At 67.3% G+C, this 23211-nt stretch carries 22 protein-coding genes, 3 tRNA genes and 1 other RNA gene; 17 read left to right on the forward strand and 9 right to left on the reverse strand.

Annotation, left to right across the window (positions count from 1 at the left end):
- Positions 1–84 precede the first annotated feature (84 nt).
- A tRNA-Leu gene (locus tag CB0101_RS13620) sits at positions 85–168 on the reverse strand.
- A gap of 148 nt (positions 169–316) precedes the next feature.
- Between CB0101_RS13620 and murA the strand changes: the two genes are divergently transcribed.
- From murA to CB0101_RS13645, 5 genes are all read left to right on the forward strand, one after another.
- Positions 317–1612 carry a UDP-N-acetylglucosamine 1-carboxyvinyltransferase gene (gene murA / locus CB0101_RS13625; RefSeq protein WP_010304129.1) on the forward strand — a complete coding sequence of 432 codons (1296 nt, stop codon included), beginning with the start codon at positions 317–319 and terminating at the stop codon, positions 1610–1612.
- Between the two features lie 26 nt (positions 1613–1638).
- A tRNA-Leu gene (locus CB0101_RS13630) sits at positions 1639–1720 on the forward strand.
- A complete protein-coding gene (locus tag CB0101_RS13635) occupies positions 1720–2973 on the forward strand; it encodes an aspartate aminotransferase family protein (protein WP_371413588.1) in 1254 nt (417 codons plus the stop codon). Before CB0101_RS13630 ends, CB0101_RS13635 begins: the two co-directional genes overlap by 1 nt.
- Complete coding sequence (locus CB0101_RS13640; protein WP_010304142.1) at positions 2943–4166, forward strand: folylpolyglutamate synthase/dihydrofolate synthase family protein; 1224 nt, start codon at positions 2943–2945, stop codon at positions 4164–4166. The genes CB0101_RS13635 and CB0101_RS13640 overlap by 31 nt, the downstream gene beginning before the upstream one ends.
- Before the next feature lie 20 nt (positions 4167–4186).
- A complete protein-coding gene (locus CB0101_RS13645; RefSeq protein WP_010304144.1) occupies positions 4187–4711 on the forward strand; it encodes a pentapeptide repeat-containing protein in 525 nt (174 codons plus the stop codon).
- Between the two features lie 12 nt (positions 4712–4723).
- Here CB0101_RS13645 and CB0101_RS13650 read toward each other — a convergent pair whose 3' ends face one another.
- The 3 genes from CB0101_RS13650 to CB0101_RS13660 are packed head-to-tail and all read right to left on the reverse strand — an operon-like array spanning position 4724 to position 7813.
- On the reverse strand, positions 4724–6121 hold the full coding sequence (locus CB0101_RS13650) for an FAD-binding oxidoreductase (protein ID WP_010304146.1): 1398 nt from the start codon (positions 6119–6121) through the stop codon (positions 4724–4726).
- Positions 6122–6129: 8 nt separating this feature from the next.
- Positions 6130–7431, reverse strand: coding sequence for an amidohydrolase family protein (locus tag CB0101_RS13655; protein ID WP_010304148.1), 1302 nt, complete (start codon positions 7429–7431; stop codon positions 6130–6132).
- Positions 7421–7813: a DUF4359 domain-containing protein gene (locus tag CB0101_RS13660; protein ID WP_010304150.1), complete on the reverse strand. Its 393-nt coding sequence runs from the start codon at positions 7811–7813 to the stop codon at positions 7421–7423. Before CB0101_RS13660 ends, CB0101_RS13655 begins: the two co-directional genes overlap by 11 nt.
- A 58-nt stretch (positions 7814–7871) precedes the next feature.
- Between CB0101_RS13660 and CB0101_RS13665 the strand changes: the two genes are divergently transcribed.
- Positions 7872–7944 (forward strand) — tRNA-His (locus tag CB0101_RS13665).
- 44 nt (positions 7945–7988) lie between these two features.
- Here the strand turns inward: CB0101_RS13665 and CB0101_RS13670 are convergent.
- Both CB0101_RS13670 and CB0101_RS13675 read right to left on the reverse strand, forming a co-directional pair.
- Positions 7989–9065 carry a DUF1611 domain-containing protein gene (locus CB0101_RS13670; protein WP_010304152.1) on the reverse strand — a complete coding sequence of 359 codons (1077 nt, stop codon included), beginning with the start codon at positions 9063–9065 and terminating at the stop codon, positions 7989–7991.
- Positions 9065–10126 (reverse strand): dipeptide epimerase, encoded by a 1062-nt coding sequence (locus CB0101_RS13675; protein WP_010304154.1) that lies wholly within the window; start codon positions 10124–10126, stop codon positions 9065–9067. Before CB0101_RS13675 ends, CB0101_RS13670 begins: the two co-directional genes overlap by 1 nt.
- Positions 10127–10326: 200 nt before the next feature.
- Between CB0101_RS13675 and miaB the strand changes: the two genes are divergently transcribed.
- The 5 genes from miaB to ftsZ all read left to right on the forward strand — a co-directional run bounded on the left by miaB (position 10327) and on the right by ftsZ (position 15445).
- Positions 10327–11721, forward strand: coding sequence for a tRNA (N6-isopentenyl adenosine(37)-C2)-methylthiotransferase MiaB (gene miaB / locus CB0101_RS13680; protein WP_010304157.1), 1395 nt, complete (start codon positions 10327–10329; stop codon positions 11719–11721).
- Between the two features lie 53 nt (positions 11722–11774).
- Positions 11775–12869 (forward strand): D-alanine--D-alanine ligase family protein, encoded by a 1095-nt coding sequence (locus CB0101_RS13685; protein ID WP_010304159.1) that lies wholly within the window; start codon positions 11775–11777, stop codon positions 12867–12869.
- Positions 12866–13276 (forward strand): hypothetical protein, encoded by a 411-nt coding sequence (locus CB0101_RS13690; RefSeq protein WP_010304161.1) that lies wholly within the window; start codon positions 12866–12868, stop codon positions 13274–13276. The genes CB0101_RS13685 and CB0101_RS13690 overlap by 4 nt, the downstream gene beginning before the upstream one ends.
- Entirely contained in the window at positions 13273–14172 is a 900-nt protein-coding gene (locus CB0101_RS13695) for a cell division protein FtsQ/DivIB (protein WP_010304163.1), read from the forward strand. Before CB0101_RS13690 ends, CB0101_RS13695 begins: the two co-directional genes overlap by 4 nt.
- 163 nt (positions 14173–14335) lie before the next feature.
- Entirely contained in the window at positions 14336–15445 is a 1110-nt protein-coding gene (ftsZ, locus tag CB0101_RS13700; protein ID WP_010304168.1) for a cell division protein FtsZ, read from the forward strand.
- 79 nt (positions 15446–15524) lie between these two features.
- Here ftsZ and ffs read toward each other — a convergent pair.
- An RNA gene (ffs, locus tag CB0101_RS13705) (signal recognition particle sRNA small type) lies at positions 15525–15621 on the reverse strand.
- Between the two features lie 42 nt (positions 15622–15663).
- Here ffs and panB point away from each other — a divergent pair.
- Positions 15664–16509 (forward strand): 3-methyl-2-oxobutanoate hydroxymethyltransferase, encoded by an 846-nt coding sequence (panB, locus tag CB0101_RS13710; RefSeq protein WP_029552750.1) that lies wholly within the window; start codon positions 15664–15666, stop codon positions 16507–16509.
- On the opposite strand, the gene hemW is transcribed toward panB, so the two are convergent.
- Complete coding sequence (gene hemW / locus CB0101_RS13715; protein ID WP_246833777.1) at positions 16403–17725, reverse strand: radical SAM family heme chaperone HemW; 1323 nt, start codon at positions 17723–17725, stop codon at positions 16403–16405. The two genes, panB and hemW, sit on opposite strands and share 107 nt — an antisense overlap.
- Between hemW and CB0101_RS13720 the strand changes: the two genes are divergently transcribed.
- The 5 genes from CB0101_RS13720 to CB0101_RS13740 all read left to right on the forward strand — a co-directional run bounded on the left by CB0101_RS13720 (position 17709) and on the right by CB0101_RS13740 (position 22503).
- Entirely contained in the window at positions 17709–18860 is a 1152-nt protein-coding gene (locus tag CB0101_RS13720) for a PIN/TRAM domain-containing protein (protein ID WP_010304182.1), read from the forward strand. The two genes, hemW and CB0101_RS13720, sit on opposite strands and share 17 nt — an antisense overlap.
- A 31-nt stretch (positions 18861–18891) precedes the next feature.
- Entirely contained in the window at positions 18892–19593 is a 702-nt protein-coding gene (locus CB0101_RS13725; protein ID WP_010304189.1) for an ATP-dependent Clp protease proteolytic subunit, read from the forward strand.
- A 74-nt stretch (positions 19594–19667) separates the two neighbouring features.
- On the forward strand, positions 19668–20270 hold the full coding sequence (locus CB0101_RS13730) for an ATP-dependent Clp protease proteolytic subunit (RefSeq protein ID WP_010304191.1): 603 nt from the start codon (positions 19668–19670) through the stop codon (positions 20268–20270).
- Between the two features lie 60 nt (positions 20271–20330).
- On the forward strand, positions 20331–21326 hold the full coding sequence (ilvC, locus tag CB0101_RS13735) for a ketol-acid reductoisomerase (RefSeq protein WP_010304193.1): 996 nt from the start codon (positions 20331–20333) through the stop codon (positions 21324–21326).
- Positions 21327–21348: 22 nt separating this feature from the next.
- Positions 21349–22503 carry a CobD/CbiB family cobalamin biosynthesis protein gene (locus CB0101_RS13740; protein WP_010304195.1) on the forward strand — a complete coding sequence of 385 codons (1155 nt, stop codon included), beginning with the start codon at positions 21349–21351 and terminating at the stop codon, positions 22501–22503.
- On the opposite strand, the gene CB0101_RS13745 is transcribed toward CB0101_RS13740, so the two are convergent.
- Positions 22497–23210 carry a sugar transferase gene (locus tag CB0101_RS13745; protein ID WP_029552752.1) on the reverse strand — a complete coding sequence of 238 codons (714 nt, stop codon included), beginning with the start codon at positions 23208–23210 and terminating at the stop codon, positions 22497–22499. The genes CB0101_RS13740 and CB0101_RS13745 overlap by 7 nt on opposite strands.
- Between the last annotated feature and the right edge of the window lies 1 nt (position 23211).

The raw sequence follows: 23211 nt of genomic DNA on the forward strand, positions 1-23211 counted from the left end.
AAGGCTGACAACGATGCCGAACGGCAGCAAGCAAGAGCAGGAAAGCAACAAAAAAGCTCCCCTAGTTGAGGAGAGCTTTCAAAGTGCGGATGGGGAGACTTGAACTCCCACGACATTGCTGCCACTAGTACCTGAAACTAGCGCGTCTACCAATTCCGCCACATCCGCAGGGGCTGGCGTGTCGCGTCAGCGACCCCGGAAATGTACCCCATCAAGGGGGGCGCCCCCTGGGCCAAGCCAGTTCCAGCGCCGGACGTCTTGCCGGTCTCAGAACAGGTTGTCAGGATGAGGCCCCTAAGGCGGGACGCCCGAAGCCATGACTGTGACCGCTGTCCCGTCTCAACAGATTCTCAACCCCCAGCTTGAGATCGCGGGCAATCGCCGTCTGTCGGGAGAGCTGCGCGTCAGTGGTGCCAAGAATTCAGCCCTGGTGCTGATGGCGGCCAGCCTGCTCACCGAAGATCAGTTGCGGCTGCGCAACGTGCCGCCTCTCACCGACATCCAAGGGATGGGAGACATCCTCAGTTCCCTGGGGGTGAAGGTGCGCCGCAATGGCGAAAGCCTCGAAATGAATGGCTCGGGACTGAGCCAATCGGCCCCGCCCTACGAGCTGGTGAACAGCCTGCGGGCCAGCTTCTTCTGCATCGGCCCCCTGCTGGCACGGTTGGGCATCGCCCGCGTTCCCCTGCCCGGTGGTTGCCAGATCGGCACCCGCCCGGTGGTGGAGCACGTGAAGGGCCTCAAAGCCCTGGGCGCCCAGGTGACGATCGAGCACGGGGTGGTGTCGGCCGTGGTGCCAGGCCGCGGCCATCGCCTCAAGGGAGGCCGCATCCACCTCGATTGCCCCAGCGTGGGCGCGACCGAGACCCTGATGATGGCTGCCGCCCTCGCCGAGGGTGAAACGGTAATCGAAAACGCCGCTCTCGAGCCCGAGGTGGTAGATCTGGCCGGCTTGCTGCTGGCCATGGGCGCCAAGGTGCGCGGCGCGGGCACGCCCACCATCACGATCGTGGGCGTGGAGCGCCTGCACGGTGCCGATTACGCCGTGATCCCCGATCGCATCGAGGCCGGAACCTTCCTGTTGGCCGCCGCCATCACCCGTTCCACGCTCACCGTGGGCCCGGTGATCACCGATCACCTGCGCGCGGTGCTCACCAAGCTCGAAGAAGCGGGCTGCAAACTCAACATCGACGGCACGTTGGTCACGATCAGCGCCGACGAGATCCGGGCCGTGGATCTGCGCACCCAACCCTTCCCCGGCTTCCCCACCGACCTGCAGGCACCCTTCATGAGCCTGCTGGCCACGGCCCAGGGCACCAGCGTGATCACCGAAAACATTTTCGAAAACCGGATGCAGCACGTGGCTGAGCTGCAACGCATGGGTGCAGCGATCCGCGTTCAGGGCAGCACCGCCTTTGTGGAAGGCGTGGCACGCCTCAGCGGTGCACCGGTGCAGGGCAGCGACCTGCGGGCCTCCGCCGCCATGGTGCTGGCGGGCCTAGCCGCTGAAGGCATCACCTCGGTGCAGGGCTTGGAATACCTCGATCGCGGCTACGCCGACTTCGAGGGCAAGCTCAATCGCGTCGGTGCCTCGATCCGCCGCGTGGGCTGAAGGCTGACCCCTAAAGTCAGCCACGCGGGAGCGTGCCGGAATTGGTAGACGGACTCGACTCAAAATCGAGCGCCTTCGGGCATGTGGGTTCAAGTCCCACCGCTCCTATGACCCCGCCCCCTCGCATCAGCCCCGCCACATCGGCGGTGATGCAGACCTACGGGCGGTTCCCCCTCGAACTCGTACGCGGCCGCGGCGTGTGGGTGTGGGACAGCCAGGGCCGCCGCTACCTCGATGGGGTGGCGGGTATCGCTGTGTGCACCCTCGGCCACAGCAGTGCTGTGATGCGCCGGGCCCTGGGCCGGCAGCTGCGCAAGCTGCAGCACGTGTCGAACCTGTATCGCATTCCCGAGCAGGAACAACTGGCCGCCTGGATCACCGCCAACAGCTGTGCCGATGCGGTGTTCTTCTGCAACTCCGGCGCCGAAGCCAACGAGGGCGCCATCAAGTTGGCCCGCAAACACGGGCATCAAGTGCGTGGCATCGGCCAAGAAGCAGGCGGCCCGCTGATCCTCACCGCCCAAGCCAGCTTCCATGGCCGCACCCTGGCGGCGGTCACCGCCACCGGCCAGCCCAAATATCACCAGGGCTTTGAGCCGATGGTGCAAGGCTTCCGCTACTTCCCCTACAACGACACCGCCGCCTTTGAGGCCCTGCTGGCGGAATGCGAACGGAACGGTCCACGGGTGGCCGCCGTGATGCTCGAGCCACTCCAGGGCGAAGGCGGCGTGAACCCCGGGAACCAGGCCTTCTTCCGGCGGGTGCGGGAGCTGTGCGATCAGCACAACATCCTGCTGATCTTTGATGAAGTGCAGGTGGGCGTGGGCCGCACCGGTCGCCTCTGGGGCTACCAGAAGCTCGGCGTGGAGCCCGATGCCTTCACCCTGGCCAAGGGGCTGGGTGGCGGCTTCCCCATCGGTGCCCTCTGTGTGAAAGCCGCAGCCGATCACCTCAAAGCCGGTGAGCACGCCAGCACCTTCGGCGGCAATCCAATGGCCTGCCGCGCCGGCCTCACCGTGGCCGAAGAGCTGGTGCGCCGCAACCTGCCCGCCCATGCCGAAGCAATGGGTCAGCTGCTGCAGGAGCAGCTCGCCGGCTTAGTGGCGCGCCACCCCACGCTGGCCGAGGGCTGCCGCGGCTGGGGTCTGCTGCAGGGTTTGGTGCTGAGGCCCGATGGCCCCGCCGCCATCGATGTGGTGAAAGCAGCAATGGCTGAAGGGCTGCTGCTGGTGCCCGCCGGCACCAATGTGGTGCGCTTTGTGCCCCCCCTCACGATTCAGCCGCGCCACATCCGCGAGGCCGTGAAACGGCTGGAACGAGCCCTGATCGCGTGCCAGACCAAGACCCCTTCAGCGAGCTGATCGCGCCCTTCAGCCGCCGAGGCGTTGACCTCGGCCTGGAGCGGCTGCAGGCCGCGCTCGCTGAGATGGGCCATCCGGAGCGTCGCTTTGCCGCGGTGCAGGTGGCCGGCACCAACGGCAAGGGGTCGATCAGCACGATGTTGAATGCCATCGCCGGCGCCGCGGGCATCCGCTGCGGCCTCTACACCTCACCCCATCTGCTCAGCTGGTGCGAACGCATCCGGTTGCCAAACGGTCTGATTGCGGAGGCAGCCCTCAAGGATCTGCTGCAAGAGCTGCAGCCCCTGGCGCTGCGGCACAACCTCACCCCCTTCGAGCTGGTCACCGCCGCGGCCATGCAGGCCTTCGCCAATGCAGGTGTGGAGCTGGCGGTGCTGGAGGTGGGGCTGGGGGGCCGGCTCGATGCCACCACGGTGCATCCCGATCGCCAGGTGCTGGCCTTCGCCAGCATCGGGCTCGACCACACCGAACATCTGGGCCCCACCATCGGCGCCATTGCCGTTGAGAAAGCGGGAGTGCTGCATCGCGGCGCGACCGCCGTGAGCGGCCCGCAACCGCCGGAGGCCGCGGCGGTGCTGCGCCAGCAAGCCAGCCAACAGAACTGCTCGCTCCGCTGGGTGCAACCACTCCCGAGCGCCGCGGAGGGCGGCCCGTTGCTGGGCCTGCGTGGGGATCTGCAGCGTCTCAACGCCGCCGTGGCCTGTGGCGCAGCCGAGGCTCTAGCGGAACGCGGTTGGCCCATCAACACCGCCGCCATCCGGGCAGGGCTGCAGCAGGCCCGTTGGCCCGGCCGGCTGGAGCATCGCCAGTTCCAGGGGCATCCGTTGCTGGTGGATGGCGCCCACAACCCACCGGCCGCTGCCGCCCTGCGGCAGGAGCTGGATCAACGCACCCATGAGCAGGGCCTGCCGCGGCGCTGGCTGATCGGCATGCAGCGCCACAAGGATGCGCCGCAATTGCTGCAGAGCCTGGTGCCGGAAGGAGATCTGGTGCGCGTGGTGGCCTTGCCGGCGGAGCACAACAGCTGGAGTACCGCAGAGCTCCAGGCCGCCTCAGGCCTTCCCCTGGAGACAGGCGCCATCGATCTCGCTACCAACCTGGCCTGGCTGGTGGACTCTCCCGCCCTGCCGGTGGCGTGCGGCTCCCTCTATCTGGTAGCGGAGCTCCTGCCCCTGCTTCAGGCGACAGACTGAACGCAGACGCCTGCGCCGCCATGCTGATCCGCCGCCTTACGGCCCTTGTGGCCAGCCTCTGGCTGCTGGTGGCCGCGCTGCCGGCCATGGCGCTCGACACCAGCGCGGGCGTGGGCTTGCAGGATCGGGCCCTGTTCCAGGACACCGTGGACTACACGCTCACCAACCAGAGCGGCAAGAGTTTCGCCGGTCAGCAACTGGTGAACACCTCCTTTGCCGGGGCTGTGGGCAAAGGTGCCAACTTCGCTGGCGCCAACCTTCACGGCGCGATCTTCACGCAAGGGGCCTTCCCTGAAGCCGATTTCAGCGGCGCTGACCTCAGCGATGTGCTGATGGACCGCACCGACATGAGCCACACCAACCTGCGCAATGCCGTACTGGTGGGGGTGATTGCCGCGGGCGCCAGCTTCAGCGGCGCGGATGTGACCGGCGCTGACTTCAGCGACGCGCTGATCGATCGCGCCGATCAGCGGCAGCTCTGTGCCAAGGCCAGCGGCACCAACCCCAGCACCGGCGCCGACACGCGCGCCAGCCTGGGCTGCTGAGGCGAACGCGCTTCAGCGCTCCAGCCAGCCGCGCAGCTTGCCGGGGTTGAGCAGCCCCGCGGGGTCATAGCTGGCCTTGGCCGCCACCTGGGCCGCATCCACGCCACCCAATCCACCGTCTTCGACGGTGATCGCATGGGGATTGAACAGCAGGCAGCCCAGGTCGCAGGCGTGGCGAATCAGGTCGTCCAGCGCCTCACGGCCCCGCCAGCGCACCAGGGGCAGGCAGGCCAAGCGCTGCTGACCCTGGGCCCGTACAGCCTCCAAGTGCCAGAGCACCTCATCACCCCAGCGCTGGCGCAGGGCGGCCAGGGCCGGCTGCTCCGGTTGAGGCAACAGCAGCTGCAGGTAGGTGAAGCTCGGATCGTGGGCACGCGCATGCAGCGTGGTGTGGTTCCAGCAGAGCTCCCGCAGGGGGATGCCACGGCTCTGGCCTTGGAGCTCCTCCCACACCAGCTGGCCTCCCCAACGGGGCAACAGCGCATCAAGGGCTAAGCGTGCATCCGGCGCAGCCAGCACCAGCAACCGATGGCCATCCGCCTCCGCTGGTGGGCAGCCCTTCGGCCAGGGCATCCATTGGGCCACGCCGGCTTCCAAAGCGCAGAGGGCGTTGAGCTGCAACGCCGTGGCCGGCAACTGCTGAGCCGCCACCAGGGCCTGGTCCCAACTGGGGAACTCCAGCACCCACTGCTGCCAGGGCACCGCCTCGGCGCTGGCCATGGTGATGCTGGTGATGATGCCGTTGCAGCCATAGGCATGGTTGATGGCCTGGGCGTCGGCTGCTCCCAGCTGCAGGCGCCGCGGTGTGGGTTCGAGCGTGATGATCTCGAGGCCGAGCAGGTGGCCGGGATCGCGCAGGAAGCCCCAGCGCAGCGAGCCGATCCCACTCGATCCCCCCGCCAGATAACCAGCCAGGCTGGCCGTGCGCACGGTGCTCGGCAGCAGGCGCAACTCACGGCCGCGGGCCTGCAACTGCTGCTCCAGATCCGCTAGCAAAATCCCCGGCTCCGCCGTGAACACGCCGCTGCTCGGATCGAGCTGCTGCAAACGGTTCATGCCGCTGAGTTCGAGCACCAGGCCCCCAGCCAACGGTGTGGCCTGGCCGTAGTTGCCGGTGCCAGCGCCCCGCAGGGTGAGGCTGACGCCATGGCGCACGCAGGCCGCCGCCACGGCCAGCACCTGATCCGCGCTCTCAGCCCGCACCCCCAACTGAGCTCGCAACCCCTGCAGCAGCGGCTGCAGCACCGGCGAATACACAAAGGCATCTGCCGCCAGCTGCTCCAGTTCCCCGCTGCTGCGCAACGGCATCAGGCCAGCAGCGCGCAGGTCCGCAGCCAGGGCCTCGAGCTGCTCGGCCTGGGCCGGCGCCGGCAACGGATGCGGCAGGGCACTGGGCAGCAGCGAAGCCATGCAGAGGGTCAGAGCGGGGCTAGATCGTCCAGCCTGGCAAGGGCAGGCGCCTGCTGTTCGGTGGGTGGGCTCGATAGCCACTGACCGCTGCGCAACACCCGCCGCTGGGGCGGACGCGCCAGCAGCTCGCTCCAGCTGGTGGCGCCGGTGATCAGCAGATCCGCCGGAGCACCTCGCCGCAGGATCCCGTCCCAGGCCAGGCCGAGCATCCGCGCTGGAGCCGTGGTGAACGGGGTCAGCCCCTGGCGCTGCCAGGGAGGGGCATGGCACACGCGGCTGGCCAGGCGCAGCAACTCAAGCGGATCCCCATCACTGCCGGGATCCCAGGGGTCCTGGATGTTGTCGCCGCCGATGGCCACCGTCACACCGGCCCGCTGCAGCTGGCGCACCGGCGCGAGAGGCCGCTGGGCCAGGTCGTGATCGCCGCTGCGGCCCAGCAGCCAGAGGTTGGTGGTGGGCAGCGCCACCACCTCCACGGCGCATCGGGCCAGGCGATCGGCCAGGCGCTGCTGGGCCGGCAGTGGCATCAAGCCGATGCTGCTGGCATGGCTGCAGGTGATCGACACCTGCGGGCGCGAGCGCTCCAGCTGCTCCAGCAGCAGTTGCACACCCACACCAGGCGATTCGCCGCTTTCATCCACGTGCAGATCGATGCCGCAGCCCAGGGCATCGGCCAGCTGCAGCATCCCCTGAAGTGCCTGGCGATCCTGGCGCACCCGTGGATAAGGAGGCCCCAGCACGCCTCCCAACAACCCACCAGCTGCCGCCACCCGCTCGGCCAAATCACGGCCCTCAGCGGTGCTCCAGTGGCTGATGGGCACCAGCGCCACCAGTTGGAGCTCCACACGGCCGCGCCAGCGCTGTTGGCACTCCAGCAAAGCGTCCCAACTGGGGACGGCGCCCGGGCCACCACTATCGATGTGGCTGCGGATGGCGCGCAAGCCATAGCGCCAGGCCTGATCAAGGGCCCGCTCCGCCCGCACCTGCACCTGCTCAACGCTGCGCTGCTCCCCCTCCTGCAGGTTCACGCGGAGGGCACCGGCCATCTGACCGCTGCGGTTGGGGTATTGCCCCCAGGTGAAGGCCTTATCGAGGTGGGCGTGGGGCTCCACGAAGGGGGTGAGCGCCAGGGGCAACCCCACAGCTGCCTTCAGCGGGTGAATGGCCGCAATCCGGCCCGCCTCCAGCTCCAGCTGCACCGGCACCAGGCCATCGGCATCGCCGCAGGGCAGATCGTGCTGGCAGGGATCCAGCAACGCTCGGGGCAGCTGCAAGCTCAGGCGGGCGGAGCCAGAGCGATCAGGCTTCATCAGCGCTGGCCTGGAGCATCACCAGTTGACCCGCCACCCCCAAGGTGAGGATCCGATACCGGGGCAGGCGAAGCCCGGGCAGCAGGGTCTGGCCGCCGATCTCCGTGTTGTAAAGGCTGAAGACACCGGCATTGATGCGCCGGCTGCCCTGCAGGGCTAATCGTCCGAGCACAGCCCGCTGCCCCTGCACCAGCTCCGAACAGTTCTGAATCAGCAGTCTCGCCACCATCGGCAGTCCGCCCTGATCACACAGCTCCGCATCAGCCAGGAGCACCAGGCGCTCACCGGCGAAGTCCTCAAAATCCTGCTCATCGGGGTTGGTGGCGACCAAGGCACCCCCCAGCAACGCAGCCGCGAGACACCAGCCCCAGGGCCCGCTCACCCCTCTAAGCCGCTCCATTCAAGGCTGCAAGACACCTTGATAGGATCGCGCAGCCCTGGCGGGCGTAGCCAAGTGGTTAAGGCACCGGATTGTGATTCCGGCATTCGGGGGTTCAAGTCCCCTCGTCCGCCCCTGAACGAAACCCCCATCGCTCGCTGAGTGGTGGGGGTTTCTTCTATCCAGCAATTGGCGCCTCAAACAGGGCCTGCAGCAGCTGATCACCCCCCTGGCGCACCGGATCGATCACCGGCAGGCCTGTGATCGCAGCGATCTGCTCGGCTTCTCGGGCCGCCTCGCCCCCATCCAGCAAGGCTGTGTTGAGCGCGATTGCTCGCACCCGTGGCCGCAGCCCATCGGGCCGGCCCAGGGCCGCCAGGGCCTCGCAGGCCGCAATCAGCTCCGGCAGCGGTGGGATCGCCACCGCTGCAGCGCCCGGCCGAGTGCGCACATGGCTCTGGCCGGCGCGGTGCACCAGCAGCAAATCCGTGGGCTGGCTGCCCCGCATCAGCGGCAGTGGCCGTGATCCGGGGTGCGCCAGCGAGCCCTGACCCTCCACCAGCACCCAGGCGTCGGCCCCAGCCCCCTGGGCCGCCGCCAACACCGCCGCCTCCACCGCACCGGCGGCGTAATCAACCCGCACTGCGTCGAGCGCCACGCCCTGGCCACTGATCAAGATGCCGGCCTGGCCAGTGCCCACAAAGCGGGCATCGAGCCCCGCCCGCTGGGCTGCCCGCTGCAGCTCCAGGCAGGCGCTCATCTTGCCCACGGCCATATCCGATCCCACCGCCAGCCATCGCCGGCAGGGCAGCGCAGCGCAGCGGGCCGTCGCCACCTCCAGATCCGCCGGCTCATGGCGCAGATCCCAGATCCACTGCCCTGGAGCCAGCGGAATCGCCGCAAACTCCGGATCAACCGCCAGGCGGCTATGCAGGCCGCTCGCCAGGCAGAGGCCGGCCTGCAACGCCGCCACCACATCGGCGCGCATCTCGAGCGGCAAGCGTCCACCGGAGGGCGCCAAGCCCACCGCCGCCACGGCCGGCCCGTAAGCCAGCGCCGCAGCCATATCAGCCACCACGGGAACAGCGCGCGCGATCCCGGTGAGCGCCTGCAGATCAGCGCCGGCATGGGCGGGGTCGATCACCGCCACGATGGGCCCCTGGCGATAGCGCAGCATCGCCAGGCCGGTCTTGCCGGAGAGGTTGTCGAGGCCGCCGTGCTGCAGCAGCACCAGCGGGGCATCGGGGCTGAGCATCACAGCACCTCCTGGCTCAGCACGCCGAGGCCCGGCCGCGGCGCTGGCCGCTGCACATCCCCTTCCCGCTCGGGGCCAGCAAAGGGGTCGTCGATCAGGTTGAGGTGGCTATCGAGATCAGGCCACTGCACCAGCGGCAGCAGCTGGGCCGCGGCGCTGTTGAGCAGCCCACCATCGGAATAACAGCCGACCATCACCCCGAGGCCAAGACGCCGGGCGGTGCGCGCCATCGACAGCCCCTCGCTCAGGCCACCGCACTTCACCAATTTGATATTGATGCCCTGCACGTGGGGCGCCAAACGCAAGAGATCGGCCAAATCCCAGCAGCTTTCATCGGCGACCACGGGAATCGGCGCCAGCCCCTGCAACGCCGCGAAGCCGGCGGTATCCGCCGCGGCATCGAGCTGGGGCGCCAGGGGCTGCTCCACCAGCACCACCCCCAGACCGGCCAGCCAGGGAATCATCTGCCGCGCCCCCTCAAGGTCCCAGCCGCCATTGGCATCGATCTGCAGCTCATCACCGGCTCGGAGTGCACTGCGCACGGCCTGCACCAGGGCACGGTCGTGGTCGAGGCCATCGGGGGATCCCAGCTTGAGCTTGATGCGGGTGGACGGCAGCTGCAGCCGCCAGCGCTCAAGCCGCGCCAGCACCGCCTCGATCGCACCCAAGCCGAGGGTCACGCTGGTGGCGGCGCAGGCCCCTGGATCCAGCCCCCAGAGCCGGTGCAGCGGTTGCCCCAGGCGCTGCCCCCACCAATCGTGCAGGGCAAGATCCAGGCCGCAGCGCGCCGGTGGGCTGAGGGTCTCCAGCAGCGGCTCCAGCGCCTGCAACGGCTGCGGGTCCAAAGCGGCAAGCACCGGTGCCAGGGCCTCCAGCTCGGCGGCGATGGCATCGGTGTCATAAGCGCGATGGCCGGTGTCGAAACCGCCGGTCTCGCCCCGGCCGATCAGGCCCTCGTGCTCAAGCTCGAGCAGCAGATGCTCCACCGCGCTGGTGGTGCCGCGGCTGATGGCCAGGGGCACAGCCTTGCTCAGGCGAAAGCGATGCAGGCGAAGGCGCATGGCCCCACGGCGCTGCCCTCAAGCTGGCACGGGCGCACCGCCGCCGCCAGGCCTGGAGGCGAGTTGAGCTGTTCGGGCTGCATCTCCGGGAGTGAGACCACATCAAGCGAGATCTGGGCCCACTCCCAGAGGCACCCAGCCACAAGCAACCCAGCTACAGGCCATCGCAGCCCAACCCCGCGATACCGGAGACTGAGTTGATGACGGCGACATCTCTACGTACATCTCCCTCCCCCACCACAGCGGGCGGGCGCGGCAGCTACTGGATCACCACCTTCGGCTGCCAGATGAACAAGGCGGATTCCGAGCGGATGGCCGGGATCCTCGAATCGATGGGCTACAGCGAAGCCCAGGCGGAGCTCGAGGCTGATCTGGTGCTCTACAACACCTGCACGATCCGCGATAACGCCGAACAGAAGGTTTACAGCTACTTAGGTCGCCAGGCCCAGCGCAAACGCGTCAACCCCAACCTCACCCTGGTGGTGGCCGGCTGCGTGGCCCAGCAGGAGGGCGAATCGCTGCTGCGGCGCGTGCCCGAGCTCGATCTGGTGATGGGCCCCCAGCACGCCAACCGCCTCGATGTGCTGCTGGCCCAGGTGGAGCAGGGCCAGCAGGTGGTGGCCACCGAAGAGCACCACATCCTTGAAGACATCACCACCGCCCGCCGCGACAGCTCGATCTGCGGCTGGGTGAATGTGATCTACGGCTGCAACGAGCGCTGCACCTATTGCGTGGTGCCCTCGGTGCGCGGCAAGGAGCAATCGCGGCTGCCGGAAGCGATCAAACTGGAGATGGAAGGCCTGGCCGCCCAGGGCTTCAAAGAGATCACCCTGCTCGGGCAAAACATCGACGCCTACGGCCGCGATCTGCCCGGCATCACGCCGGAGGGGCGCCGCCAACACACCCTCACCGATCTGCTGCAATTCGTGCACAACGTGGAGGGGCTCGAGCGGATCCGCTTCGCCACCAGCCACCCGCGCTATTTCACCGAACGGCTGATCGATGCCTGCGCCGATCTGCCGAAGGTGTGCGAGCACTTCCACATCCCCTTCCAGAGCGGCGACGACGACGTGCTCAAGGCGATGGCCCGTGGCTACACGGTGGATCGCTACCGCCGCATCATCGAGCGCATCCGCGAACGCATGCCCGATGCCTCCATCAGCGCTGATGTGATCGTGGCCTTCCCGGGCGAAACCGATGCCCAATACCGCCGCACCCTCGATCTGATCGAGGAGATCGGCTTCGATCAGGTGAACACCGCCGCCTATTCACCGCGGCCCAACACACCCGCCGCCGACTGGCCCGATCAGCTGAGCGAGGAGGTGAAGGTGGAGCGCCTCAGGGAGATCAATGCACTGGTGGAGCGCGTGGCCAAGGGCCGCAGCGCCCGTTATGCCGGCCGCACCGAACAGGTGCTCGTGGAAGGCATCAACCCCAAAGATGGCGACCAGGTGATGGGGCGCACTCGCACCAACCGGCTCACCTTTTTCGCCGCCGCCCGCACGGATGGCAACCGGTGGGAACCCGGCGATCTGGTGGATGTGCGGATTGATGAGGTGCGGGCCTTCTCCCTCAGCGGCACAGCCCAGCCGTAGGCCTGGTCAGCGCGGGGATCGCTGATACGTTTGGCCTCTCGATCCCAGCGCCCATGACCCGCGAACCCATGCAACTCGGCCTGGTGTTCGGCGGTGTGTCAGGTGAGCATGCGGTGTCGATCCGCTCGGCCAACACCGTGGCTGCGGCGCTGCGGCGCGGGGCCAACGCTGAGCGTTACCAGCTCAGCTGCTTCTACATCGATCAATGGGGCCACTGGTGGCCGCCAGCCGTCGCCGATGCCGTGCTGGCCAAGGGCACCCCGGCCAGCCGCGAAGAGTTGCCGGCGGCACCGCTCCGGCCGGGCTTTCAAGGCTTTCCTGAAGGCGCGCTGGATATGCAGGTGTGGGTGCCGGTGCTGCATGGCCCGAACGGCGAAGACGGCACCATCCAGGGCCTGTTCAGCCTGATGCAGGTGCCCTTCGTGGGATCCGGCGTGCTCGGCTCCGCCGTTGGGATGGACAAGCAGGCGATGAAGGCCGCCTTTGCCGCCGCCGGCCTGCCCCAAGTGCCCTACGCCTGTGTGGATGCGCAAGAGCTGGAGGCTGATCCCCAGGCCCTGCTCGACCGGCTGGAGCAGCAGCTTGGCTATCCCTGCTTCATCAAACCCGCCAACCTGGGCTCCTCGGTTGGCATCAGCAAAGCCACCAACCGCAGCGAGTTGCTAGCGGGCCTGGAGCTGGCCGCCAGCCACGACCCACGCCTGGTGGTGGAGCAGGGCATCGATGCCCGCGAACTGGAATGTGCCGTGCTCGGCGGCCGCAGCATGCAGGCCTCCGTGCTGGGGGAAATCTGCTTCGACGCGGACTGGTACGACTACGACACCAAATACAGCGACGGCAAAAGCCACACCGTGATCCCGGCGGAGGTGAGCAGTGCGATCAGCGACCGCGCCCGCAGCATGGCCATCGCCGCCTGCCGGGCCGTGGCGGCCGAGGGCCTGGCCCGGGTGGATTTTTTCCTGGATCGCAGCAGCGGTGATCTCTGGTTGAACGAGATCAACACCCTGCCCGGCTTCACCAGCCAGAGCATGTATCCGATGCTCTGGGAGGCAAGCGGGTTACCGCTCGACGCATTGGTGCACCAACTGGTGCAACTGGCGCAAGAATCAGGCACACCGGCGCTGGGGAGGAGGGCTGAAGCCGCATGAGTCACGGGTTGCTCTGGCTGCCACTGCTGGTGGTGTTCCCGCTGATCACAGCCCTGGGCTGGCTGGAACGGCGGCGTCAGCGTCTGTTCCGCGACTGGGCCGACGGCGCTGAACTCTCCAAGCTCGACGATTGCGGCGGCGCCCGCCTGATCAACGGGGTGCTCACCTGGAGCGTGTTCGCCTCCGGCAAGCTCGAGGAGAAAGGCCAGTTTGAGGTGAAAACCCTTGAGAAGGTGGAGCTGCTGGCGCTCGGATCGGGCGAAGCACCGCTCACCGATGAATCACAGGGTGCCTGCCGCCTGCGTCTGATCAGCGGCAACACCCATCAGGATGTGCCTTTCGCCGATGCCGATCGCGCCCGCCGCTGGATCGCCGAGCTGATGTCGCGCTCGCGCTGCGAGCTGTGACCCGAACCCCCACCCGTCCTTCGCTGGCCCCGGAACGGCGTAAGCAGCTGCGCCAGCAACGCCGCCAGGAGCGCCTGCGGCAGTTGTGGCGCATCAGCCTCTTCAGCGCCGCAGCCGCTGGGCTGGGCTGGGGCTTGCTGCGCCAGGGCTGGGTGCTGCGCAGCCCTGATCAAATCGAGGTACTGGGCAGCTCTCAGGTGAATCGCGAGCAGGTGATCCGCGAAGCCCAGCTGCGGCTGCCGCAACCGCTTTTAGGCCTCAAACCGCAGGAACTGGCCCAGCGGCTTTCGGCTGGATTGCCCGTGGAGCAGGTGCAGGTGAGCCGGTTGATGCTGCCGCCGCGACTTCGCATCACCCTGGTGGAACGGGAAGCCGTGGCCCAGGCCCAGCGCCGCTCCAGCAAAGGGATGGAGCGGGGCTACGTGGATCGCCTCGGCAACTGGATGACCAGCCGGCAGCAGCGGGGCAGCGGCGCCAACCGCACTCCGCAGGTGATGGTGCTGGGCTGGCAGGAACGGCTGCGGGCACCCCTGGCCGACATCCTTGCCCAACAGAACGAACTGGGCAGCACCCTGCAGCAGGTTCGCTTTGAGCCCAACGGCAGCCTCTGGCTGCGCACCGCCGCCTTGGGCGATGTGCACCTCGGGCTTCCAGATCAACGGCTGAGCCGGCGCCTCGATGTGCTGCGCCATCTCTCCACCCACCTACCGAAGCAGATCAAAACGCTGAAGATCCAATCGATCGATCTGAGCGATCCGGAGCAACCCGAACTCGGCCTACCGGGCAAGGGGCGCATCAGCATTGCCGCCCTGCAGAAAGCCATCGCCGAGGCCAACCGTCCACCACAGACACCCGGCACAACCAACCAGCCCGCACCAGCCCCCACTGCGGACTAACGGAAGGTCTCTACAAACAGCACTGCAGCAAAGAGATCAGCGTTCAAACGGTGACAGGTCATTGCTTCGCCTGTTGCTACCGGCAAAGGTGTGATGATTCCTGCGGCTGATCGAACAGATCAACGACATAATGCTGCGCAGCACCACAGGCATGGGACCTTCTATGGAGATGGCAGCTGAAGGCCTCAGTGCCAGCAGCAATGGAGCCAGCGGGATCGTTCCCAGCCAATCGGCTCGCATTGAAGTGATTGGTGTGGGTGGCGGCGGCAGCAATGCCGTCAACCGCATGATCGCCTCCGATCTCCAAGGGGTGGGCTATCGCGTGCTGAACACCGATGCCCAGGCGTTGCTGCAGTCCGCGTCGAAACAACGGGTGCAACTGGGTCAGAAGCTGACCCGCGGTCTTGGCGCCGGCGGCAATCCCGCCATCGGCCAGAAAGCCGCTGAAGAATCCCGCAGCGACCTGGCCCAGACCCTGCAGGGCACCGATCTGGTGTTCATCGCCGCCGGCATGGGCGGCGGCACCGGCACCGGCGCTGCTCCTGTGGTGGCGGAAGTGGCCAAAGAGTGTGGTGCCCTCACCGTGGGCATCGTCACCAAGCCGTTTGCCTTTGAAGGCCGGCGCCGCATGCGCCAGGCCGAAGAAGGCATCGCCCGGCTTTCCGAGCATGTGGACACGCTGATCGTGATCCCGAACGACCGCCTGCGCGAAGCCATCGCCGGCGCACCGCTGCAGGACGCCTTCCGCGCCGCCGATGACGTGCTGCGCATGGGTGTGAAGGGCATCAGCGACATCATCACCAAGCCGGGCTTGGTGAACGTGGACTTCGCCGATGTGCGCTCGGTGATGACCGATGCCGGCACCGCGCTGCTGGGGCTGGGTGTGGGCTCAGGCCGCTCCCGCGCCACCGAAGCTGCCCAAGCCGCCATTAGCAGCCCACTGCTGGAGGCCGCTCGCATCGATGGGGCCAAGGGCTGCGTGATCAACATCTCCGGCGGTAAGGACATGACCCTGGAGGACATGACCACCGCGTCTGAGGTGATTTACGACGTGGTGGACCCGGAGGCCAACATCATCGTGGGCGCCGTGGTGGATGAGCGTCTTGAAGGTGAAATCCACGTGACCGTGATCGCCACCGGCTTCGAGGGCGGCGGCAGCTACCGGCCCGAGCGCTCCATCGCCAGTTACGCCAGCACCAACGCCAGTAGCGACACCGATCAATCAGGTGCCGCCATCCCCTCCTTCCTGCTGAACCGTCAGCGCGAGAGCTGAAGCCGGATCCGGTTCAGAACTCCACCCACAACAAAGGGCCGAGAGCGGATGCATCCAGCTCTCGGCCCTTTTTGATTGAGGTGACCCGGAGTCCACGCCTGCTCAGAGCATCCCGTGTGGCTGCTCCCTTCCGGTCCTGACCAGATTTGGGCGTCCGGGCCGCATGGGTCCGAGTCGAGCAGATGCTAGCAATGGGCCTCGGCCATCAGTGCTCCGGCGTGCGACCTGCTGATCTGCTCACCTGCAAGCAGGAAGGGAGGCCCATCGCCGCCCTCACCGCCTGGGATGCCCTCTCGGCCGCGCTGGTGGAGCAGGCCGGCGCCGACGTGATCCTGGTTGGGGATTCTCTGGCGATGGTGGTGCTTGGCCATGCCACCACCCTTCCCGTCACGCTGGAAGAAATGATCCTGCACACCCGCGCCGTGGGGCGGGGGCTGCAGCAGCCGGCGGCGCAACAACCGCTGATCGTCACCGATCTGCCCTTCCTCAGCTACCAGTGCGGCGGTGATGCCGCCGTGGCCGCCGCAGGGCGTGTGCTCAAAGACAGCCCCGCCGCCGCCGTGAAGCTGGAGGGCGCTGAGCCTGAAACCATCGCGGTGGTGGATCGGCTGGTGCGCAGCGGCATCCCGGTGATGGGGCACCTGGGGCTCACACCGCAATCCGTACATCAACTGGGCTACCGGCGTCAGGCCAACGACCCCCTCAGCCAGGAACGGCTGCGCCGCCAGGCCAGGGATCTGCAGGCCGCCGGCTGTTTTGCGCTGGTGATCGAGCATGTGCCTGCCGAGCTGGCGGCAGGTCTCAGCCAGGAGCTCACCATCCCGGTGATCGGCATCGGCGCCGGCGATCAGTGCGATGGCCAGGTGCGCGTGACTGCCGATCTGCTGGGGCTCACCGAACGCCAACCTCCCTTCTCTCCGCCGCTGCTGGCCGGCCGGCAGCTCTGCATCGAAGCCCTCAGGGGCTGGGTGGCAGGCCTGCAACCGCAGAGCCCTCCTCCTCCCACCAACCCAGTAACTCCCGCAGCACCGCATTGCTCAGAGCCAGGCCTTCGGGATCACTGAGCCGCCAGCGCGGTCCCTCCTGGCGCAGCAAACCCTGCTCCACAAACGGCTGCCAGCGGCGCCGCAAGCTCTCCGGGGCCTGCAGCAGCACGCCCTCCCGCCGCCGCAGGCCCACCATCCAGAGCTCATCCAGCGGCATGCCCGCTGCCCCATCGGGAGTCAACGACCCATCGCTCTGGCGCCTGGCCGCTGCTTGCTGCTCAAGCCAAGCGGCATAGCCCTCGCGCGTGCGTGGTCTGGCTTCTCGAACGCCCCAGGGCGCTGCAGTGGCGCCCATGCCAAATCCCCACCAGCCGGCGCCACTCCAGTAGACGCGGTTGTGGCGAGAGGCGTGGCCCGGCAGGGCGTAGTTGGAGATCTCGTAGTGGCCATAGCCAGCGGCCGCGAGCGTCCGGGCCGTGAGCTCCATCAGATCGGCCGCCAGATCGCTCTCCGGCAGGGCCAAGGTGCCACGCCGCTCCATGCGCTCAAACACGGTGCCGGGCTCCACGATCAGGTCGTACACCGAGAGATGCGGCGGCCGCAGGGCGATCGCTTGGTGGAGTTGCTCTTGCCAACCGGCCAGGTTCTGCCCGGGTAGGCCCTGAATCAGATCCAGGCTCCAGCTCTGGAGGCGGCCGTTGGCCTGGGCCTGCCGCAGCCAGCCGGCCGCCTCCAGAAGATCAGCGCTGCGGTGGCGGCGGCCCAACTGCTCGAGCACCGCATCACTAAAACTCTGGCCCCCCAGGCTCACGCGGGTCACCCCGGCCGCCAGGTAGCCGCTGAGCCGCTGCTGATCAAAGCTGGCGGGATCGAGCTCAAGGCTCACCTCAGCCCCGGGCGCCAACCCAAAGCGGCGCCGCAGGGCCGCGAGCAACCCGCGCAGCTGCTCGGCGCTCAGCAGCGATGGGGTGCCGCCACCCACATACACCGTGGACAAGGGCGGGCCTGTGGGTGCCAGGGCGATCTCGCGCTGCAGCTGCTCCAGGTAGTGGGCGATGGACGCACTGCCCGGAGCACCGGCCTCGGCGCTGGCGCGATCCCCCAGCGGCACCACCGGGAAATCGCAGTAGAAGCAGCGCCGGTGGCAGAAAGGAATGTGCAGATAGGCGCTGCGCGGCGGCCATCCGAGCTGCCCATGCCGGTTACCTTCCCGGGCCAAAGCCGCCGGGATCAGGCATGCTGCCTCTTTCAAGCCGTCGGCAGCCACAGCACCGGTCATGGTGGACACCCTCATCCTGGTGCTGTTCGTGGTGTCAGGGGCCGCCGCTGGATGGCTGGGGGTCGACCTGCTGCCCGAACAGCAGCTGATCCGCATCGCCAACCTCGAGCAGCTGAGCTGGATTCTTGGGGCCGGAGGCGGCCTCGCAGGTTTGCTGGCGGGTTTCGTGTTCCAGCGGCTGCGCAAGCGCCTGATGGAGCAGGTGCGCACGATGCCCACCGATCTGCTGGTGAGCCGCGCGGTGGGCCTGATCCTCGGCCTGCTGGTGGCCAACCTGCTGATCTCGCCGATCCTCTTCCTCTCCCTGCCCTGGGAGCTGGTGCTGGTGAAGCCTCTGGCAGCCGTAGCGGCGAACGTGTTCTTCGGCGTGTCGGGCTACAACCTGGCGGAGGTGCACGGCCGCACCCTACTGCGCCTGTTCAATCCCAACAGCACCGAAGCCTTGCTGGTGGCTGATGGTGTGCTGATGCCCGCCAGCGCCAAGATCCTCGACACCAGCGTGATCATCGACGGCCGGGTGCGCGGCCTGCTCGATTCCGGGCTGCTGGAGGGCCAGGTGATCGTGGCCCAGTCGGTGATTGATGAACTGCAGGCCCTGGCCGATTCGAGCAACACCGAAAAGCGCAGCAAAGGCCGCCGCGGCCTCAAGCTGCTCAGCAGCCTGCGCGAGCGCTATGGCCGCCGGCTGGTGGTGAACACCACCCGCTACGAGGGCAATGGGGTCGACGACAAGCTGCTGAAGCTGGCGGCCGACACCGGCGGCACCCTGCTCACCGCCGACTACAACCTCACCAAGGTGGCTGAGGTGCAGACCGTGAAGGTGATGAACCTGAGCGAGCTGGTGATCGCCCTACGGCCCGAGGTGCAGCCGGGCGATGAGCTCAACCTCAAGATCGTGCGCGACGGCAAGGAAGCCAACCAGGGGGTGGGCTATCTCGACGACGGCACGATGGTGGTGGTGGATGGGGCCCACGGCCGCAGCGGCGAGCGCCTGCCGGTGGTGATCACCGGGGCTTTGCAAACCCCTACGGGCCGGATGGTGTTCGGCAAACTCGAGGGAGCCAACGGAGCATCTCCGGCCAAGCCTCGATCGCCGGGCAAGAAATCCGCACCCTCCAAAGGCGATCCGGGCACCGCCAACCCCCGCTAGGCTCCCGGCTCAGGCCTGCAGTGATCCGCGGATGTCGGTGTCAGCTCCTTACTACGGCGATTCCGCCGTGATGCGCACCCCACCGCCGGATCTTCCGTCTCTACTGCTGAAAGAGCGGATCGTGTATCTGGGTCTGCCGCTGTTCAGCGACGACGATGCCAAGCGTCAGATGGGCATCGACGTGACCGAGCTGATCATTGCCCAGCTGCTCTATCTGGAGTTCGACAACCCGGAGAAGCCGATCTTCTTCTACATCAACTCCACCGGCACCAGCTGGTACTCCGGCGATGCCATCGGCTTTGAAACCGAGGCCTTCGCCATCGCCGACACGATCCGCTACGTGAAGCCGCCGGTGCACACCATCTGCATCGGCCAGGCGATGGGCACCGCCGCGATGATCCTCAGCGCCGGCACCAAGGGCCACCGCGCCGCCCTACCCCACGCCTCGATCGTGCTGCACCAGCCCCGCAGCGGCGCCCGCGGCCAGGCCAGCGACATCCAGATCCGGGCCAAGGAAGTGCTGCACAACAAGCAGACGATGCTCGAGATGCTGTCGGCGAACACCGGCCGGAGCGTGGAGCAACTCTCCAAGGATTCCGACCGCATGACCTATCTCACCGCTCATCAGGCGGTGGAGTACGGCCTGATCGATCGGGTGCTCACCAGCCAGAAACTGCCCAGTCCGCTTCCCGCCGGTGCCGGCGTCAGCCCAGGCAATCCCGGTATCAGCTGAAACCGGCTGGGCCGCCCCAGCGGCCTAAACCAACACCGTTCCCTCTCCACCACCGGCCACCCCCCGCATCCGCCATGCCCATCGGCACCCCCAGCGTTCCCTACCGCCTGCCCGGCAGCCAGTACGAGCGCTGGGTTGACATCTACACGCGCCTGGGCGTGGAGCGGATCCTGTTCCTGGGCTCCGAGGTGAACGACGCCATCGCCAACAGCCTGGTGGCGCAGATGCTCTACCTCGACTCCGAGGACAACTCCAAGCCCATCTACCTGTACATCAACTCACCGGGTGGATCGGTGACGGCCGGTTTGGCGATCTACGACACCATCCAGTACGTGAAATCGGATGTGGTGACCATCTGCGTGGGGCTGGCGGCCTCGATGGGCGCCTTCCTGCTGGGTGCCGGCACCAAGGGCAAGCGCCTGGCCCTGCCCCACAGCCGGATCATGATTCACCAGCCCCTGGGCGGCACCAGCCAGCGCCAGGCCAGCGACATCGAGATCGAAGCCCGCGAAATCCTGCGCATCAAGGACATGCTCAACCAGAGCATGGCGGACATGACTGGCCAGGAGCTCGCCAAGATCGAGAAAGACACCGACCGCGACTACTTCCTGAGCGCCGAGGAGGCCAAGAACTACGGCCTGATCGACCGCGTGATCGCCCATCCCAGCGAGGCCTGAGGGAGAGCGGCAGGCGCTTTCGTAAGCTCGATCCTTGCTTAGCGCTGAACCGAAGCCCTGATGGCCAAGCTGTACTACGACACCGACGCCGACCTCAGCCTGCTGAACGGCAAAACGGTGGCCATCATTGGCTACGGCTCCCAAGGCCACGCCCACGCTCTGAACCTCAAGGACAGCGGCGTGAACGTGGTGGTGGGCCTCTACGAAGGCAGCCGCTCCGCCGAGAAGGCCAAAGCCGATGGCCTCGAGGTGCTCAGCGTGGCTGACGCCGCCGCCAAGGCCGACTGGATCATGGTGCTGCTGCCCGATGAGACCCAGAAGGCTGTTTACGACAAGGAAATCGCTCCTCACCTCAGCGCCGGCAAGGTGCTGAGCTTTGCCCACGGCTTCAACGTGCGCTTCGAGCTGATCAAGCCCCCCGCTGACGTGGATGTGGTGATGATCGCTCCCAAGGGCCCTGGCCACACCGTGCGCTGGGAGTACCAGAACGGCATGGGCGTGCCCGCTCTGTTCGCCATCCACCAGGACGCCACCGGTAACGCCCGCGCCCTGGCCATGGCCTACGCCAAGGGCATCGGCGGCACCCGCGCCGGCATCCTGGAGACCAACTTCAAGGAAGAAACCGAAACCGACCTGTTCGGCGAGCAGGCCGTGCTCTGCGGCGGCCTGTCTGAGCTGGTGAAGGCTGGTTTCGAGACCCTGGTGGAAGCCGGCTATCAGCCCGAGCTGGCCTACTTCGAGTGCCTGCACGAAGTGAAGCTGATCGTGGATCTGATGGTGAAGGGCGGCCTCACCGCCATGCGCGATTCGATCTCCAACACCGCTGAGTACGGCGACTACGTGAGCGGCCCCCGCCTGATCACCGCCGACACCAAGGCCGAGATGAAGCGCATCCTGGCCGACATCCAGGACGGCACCTTCGCCCGCAACTTCGTGGCTGAGTGCGAAGCCGGCAAGCCCGAAATGAAGAAGATCCGCGACCGCGACAGCCAGCACCCGATCGAGCAAGTGGGCAAAGGCCTGCGTTCGATGTTCTCCTGGCTCAAGGCCGCCTGATTCAGGCCTCTCCGCCGCAGCCATGACGCTGCTGTGTTCAGGGGTGGATTCCTTAACAGGGATCCACCCCTTTTTGTTGGTGCTCGCTGCCGCTGGCCTCGATCGGTTGGTGGGGGACCCGCGCTGGTGCCTGCACCCGGTGGTGGTGATGGGCTGGTGGATCCGTTGGTTGCGTCAGCTGGCTGAGCACGCAGCGGGAGATCGTCCGCTGGCACTCCGCTTGGCCGGTGGTGTGATCACCCTGCTGTTGGTGGGCGGCAGCGCTGGTGCGGGCTGGCTCCTGGAGCAGGCGGCTCTGCAGCTCTGCAGGACTGAGCTCCCAGAACCCCTCGGCCCGCTGCTGCTGCTCATCGCTCTCGCGAGCGCCCTGGCGGGCCGCAGCCTGGAGCAGGCTGTGCGCGACGTGCTGCGCGCCCTGCCGGCTGCGAATCCACAGGACAACACCATCGGGCCGCCCAACCCAAGCGACGCACGATCTGTACATTCTGTACAGACGCCGAGAGCCGTAGCTGCTGGGGCGGATCTCGAGCCCGCTCGCCGCGCCCTGAGCTGGATCGTGGGGCGGAGCACCGAGGACCTCAACGCGGCAGAGATCCTGCGAGCGGCCGCCGAAACCGCCAGCGAAAACGCTGTGGACGGGTTGTTTGCGCCCCTGTTCTGGATGCTGGTGGGCGCAGCGCTCTGGAGCGCCGGGCTCACGGGAGGGCCGGGGCCGCTATGCCTGGCCTGGGGTTTCAAAGCCGCCAGCACCCTCGATTCGATGCTGGGCTACCGCGTCGGCCGGCTGAACTGGCTGGGCACCGCCGGGGCGCGGCTGGATGATCTGCTGGTGTGGCTGCCCTGCCGGTTGGTGGCAGTGAGCCTTCCGCTGGTGGCGGGGATCAGCTCCGCAACGCGCTGCGTTCCCCTGCTGCAAGCTGCCCTGCGGGATGGCGCCCCCGATCCCTCTCCCAATGCCGGTGTGTCACAGGCGGCCTATGCCCATGCCGCCGGCGTGCAGCTGGGAGGGCTGAACCGCTACGGCGACACGATCAAAGCCAAGCCCTTGCTCGCGAAGGGCTGCCCACCCGCGAGCCGGGCTTCTGTGCAACGGATCCAGCTGTTGAGCCTGAGGCTGGAGGCACTCTGGTTAGCGGCAGGTCTGGCCCTCGGGGCCGGCATCAGCGCTGCTCAGTAGGCGCCGCGGTCCATCGGCAGGAGCACCACACCAATCGTGCGCAGCACGATGCCGAGATCGAGCCAGAAGCTGCGGTTGCGCACGTAAGTGAGATCCAGGCGCACGCGGGTGCGGTAGGTGAGGTTGTTGCGGCCCGACACCTGCCAAAGGCCTGTGAGGCCAGGCCGCACCGAGAGCACTTCATCCATGCTGCGGCCATAGCGGCGCAGCTCATCCCACACAATCGGCCGGGGCCCGACCACGCTCATCTCGCCCCGCAGCACGTTGATGAACTGGGGGAGTTCATCCAGGCTGGAGCGACGCAGAAATTTGCCGAGGGGCGTGATGCGCGGATCGCGCTTGAGCTTGTGATCCCGCTCAAACTCAGCCCGCAGCTTGGGATCGGCGTCGAGCATGGCCGCAAGAACCCGATCGGCATCGCGCCGCATCGTGCGGAACTTCAAGCAACCAAAGCCCTTGTAGCCGCGGCCAATGCGGCGCTGGCAATAGAAGATCGAGCCGCGGGAGCTCAGCTTCACCAGCACCGCCAGCAGCAGAAACAGGGGCGAGCCGAGGCTGAGTACCAGCAGCGAAAACACGATGTCGCCGCCCCGCTTGAGCACCCGTCCACGCAGCGACTGAGCCGCCAGCAAGCTGCTGGCCGTGGACTCAGCCGGGATGGAGGCAGAGGACAAACGCCGAGCGCTCGCGGTGCACAGTGGCTTCATT

It is taken from the genome of Synechococcus sp. CB0101 (assembly GCF_000179235.2).
Taxonomy (GTDB): Bacteria; Cyanobacteriota; Cyanobacteriia; order PCC-6307; family Cyanobiaceae; genus Vulcanococcus.

What these genes read in the sequence shown, in the direction of transcription:
- murA (WP_010304129.1), top strand. Translation starts at nt 317, where the DNA reads ATGACTGTGACCGCTGTCCCGTCTCAACAGATTCTCAACCCCCAGCTT.
- CB0101_RS13690 (WP_010304161.1), top strand. Translation starts at nt 12,866, where the DNA reads ATGAGTCACGGGTTGCTCTGGCTGCCACTGCTGGTGGTGTTCCCGCTG.
- CB0101_RS13685 (WP_010304159.1), top strand. Translation starts at nt 11,775, where the DNA reads ATGACCCGCGAACCCATGCAACTCGGCCTGGTGTTCGGCGGTGTGTCA.
- CB0101_RS13675 (WP_010304154.1), bottom strand. Translation starts at nt 10,126, where the DNA reads ATGCGCCTTCGCCTGCATCGCTTTCGCCTGAGCAAGGCTGTGCCCCTG.
- CB0101_RS13645 (WP_010304144.1), top strand. Translation starts at nt 4,187, where the DNA reads ATGCTGATCCGCCGCCTTACGGCCCTTGTGGCCAGCCTCTGGCTGCTG.
- CB0101_RS13745 (WP_029552752.1), bottom strand. Translation starts at nt 23,210, where the DNA reads ATGAAGCCACTGTGCACCGCGAGCGCTCGGCGTTTGTCCTCTGCCTCC.
- CB0101_RS13720 (WP_010304182.1), top strand. Translation starts at nt 17,709, where the DNA reads ATGGTGGACACCCTCATCCTGGTGCTGTTCGTGGTGTCAGGGGCCGCC.
- CB0101_RS13740 (WP_010304195.1), top strand. Translation starts at nt 21,349, where the DNA reads ATGACGCTGCTGTGTTCAGGGGTGGATTCCTTAACAGGGATCCACCCC.
- hemW (WP_246833777.1), bottom strand. Translation starts at nt 17,725, where the DNA reads ATGAGGGTGTCCACCATGACCGGTGCTGTGGCTGCCGACGGCTTGAAA.
- miaB (WP_010304157.1), top strand. Translation starts at nt 10,327, where the DNA reads ATGACGGCGACATCTCTACGTACATCTCCCTCCCCCACCACAGCGGGC.
- CB0101_RS13635 (WP_371413588.1), top strand. Translation starts at nt 1,720, where the DNA reads ATGACCCCGCCCCCTCGCATCAGCCCCGCCACATCGGCGGTGATGCAG.
- ftsZ (WP_010304168.1), top strand. Translation starts at nt 14,336, where the DNA reads ATGGAGATGGCAGCTGAAGGCCTCAGTGCCAGCAGCAATGGAGCCAGC.
- CB0101_RS13650 (WP_010304146.1), bottom strand. Translation starts at nt 6,121, where the DNA reads ATGGCTTCGCTGCTGCCCAGTGCCCTGCCGCATCCGTTGCCGGCGCCG.
- ilvC (WP_010304193.1), top strand. Translation starts at nt 20,331, where the DNA reads ATGGCCAAGCTGTACTACGACACCGACGCCGACCTCAGCCTGCTGAAC.
- CB0101_RS13655 (WP_010304148.1), bottom strand. Translation starts at nt 7,431, where the DNA reads ATGAAGCCTGATCGCTCTGGCTCCGCCCGCCTGAGCTTGCAGCTGCCC.
- CB0101_RS13730 (WP_010304191.1), top strand. Translation starts at nt 19,668, where the DNA reads ATGCCCATCGGCACCCCCAGCGTTCCCTACCGCCTGCCCGGCAGCCAG.
- CB0101_RS13670 (WP_010304152.1), bottom strand. Translation starts at nt 9,065, where the DNA reads ATGCTCAGCCCCGATGCCCCGCTGGTGCTGCTGCAGCACGGCGGCCTC.
- CB0101_RS13725 (WP_010304189.1), top strand. Translation starts at nt 18,892, where the DNA reads ATGTCGGTGTCAGCTCCTTACTACGGCGATTCCGCCGTGATGCGCACC.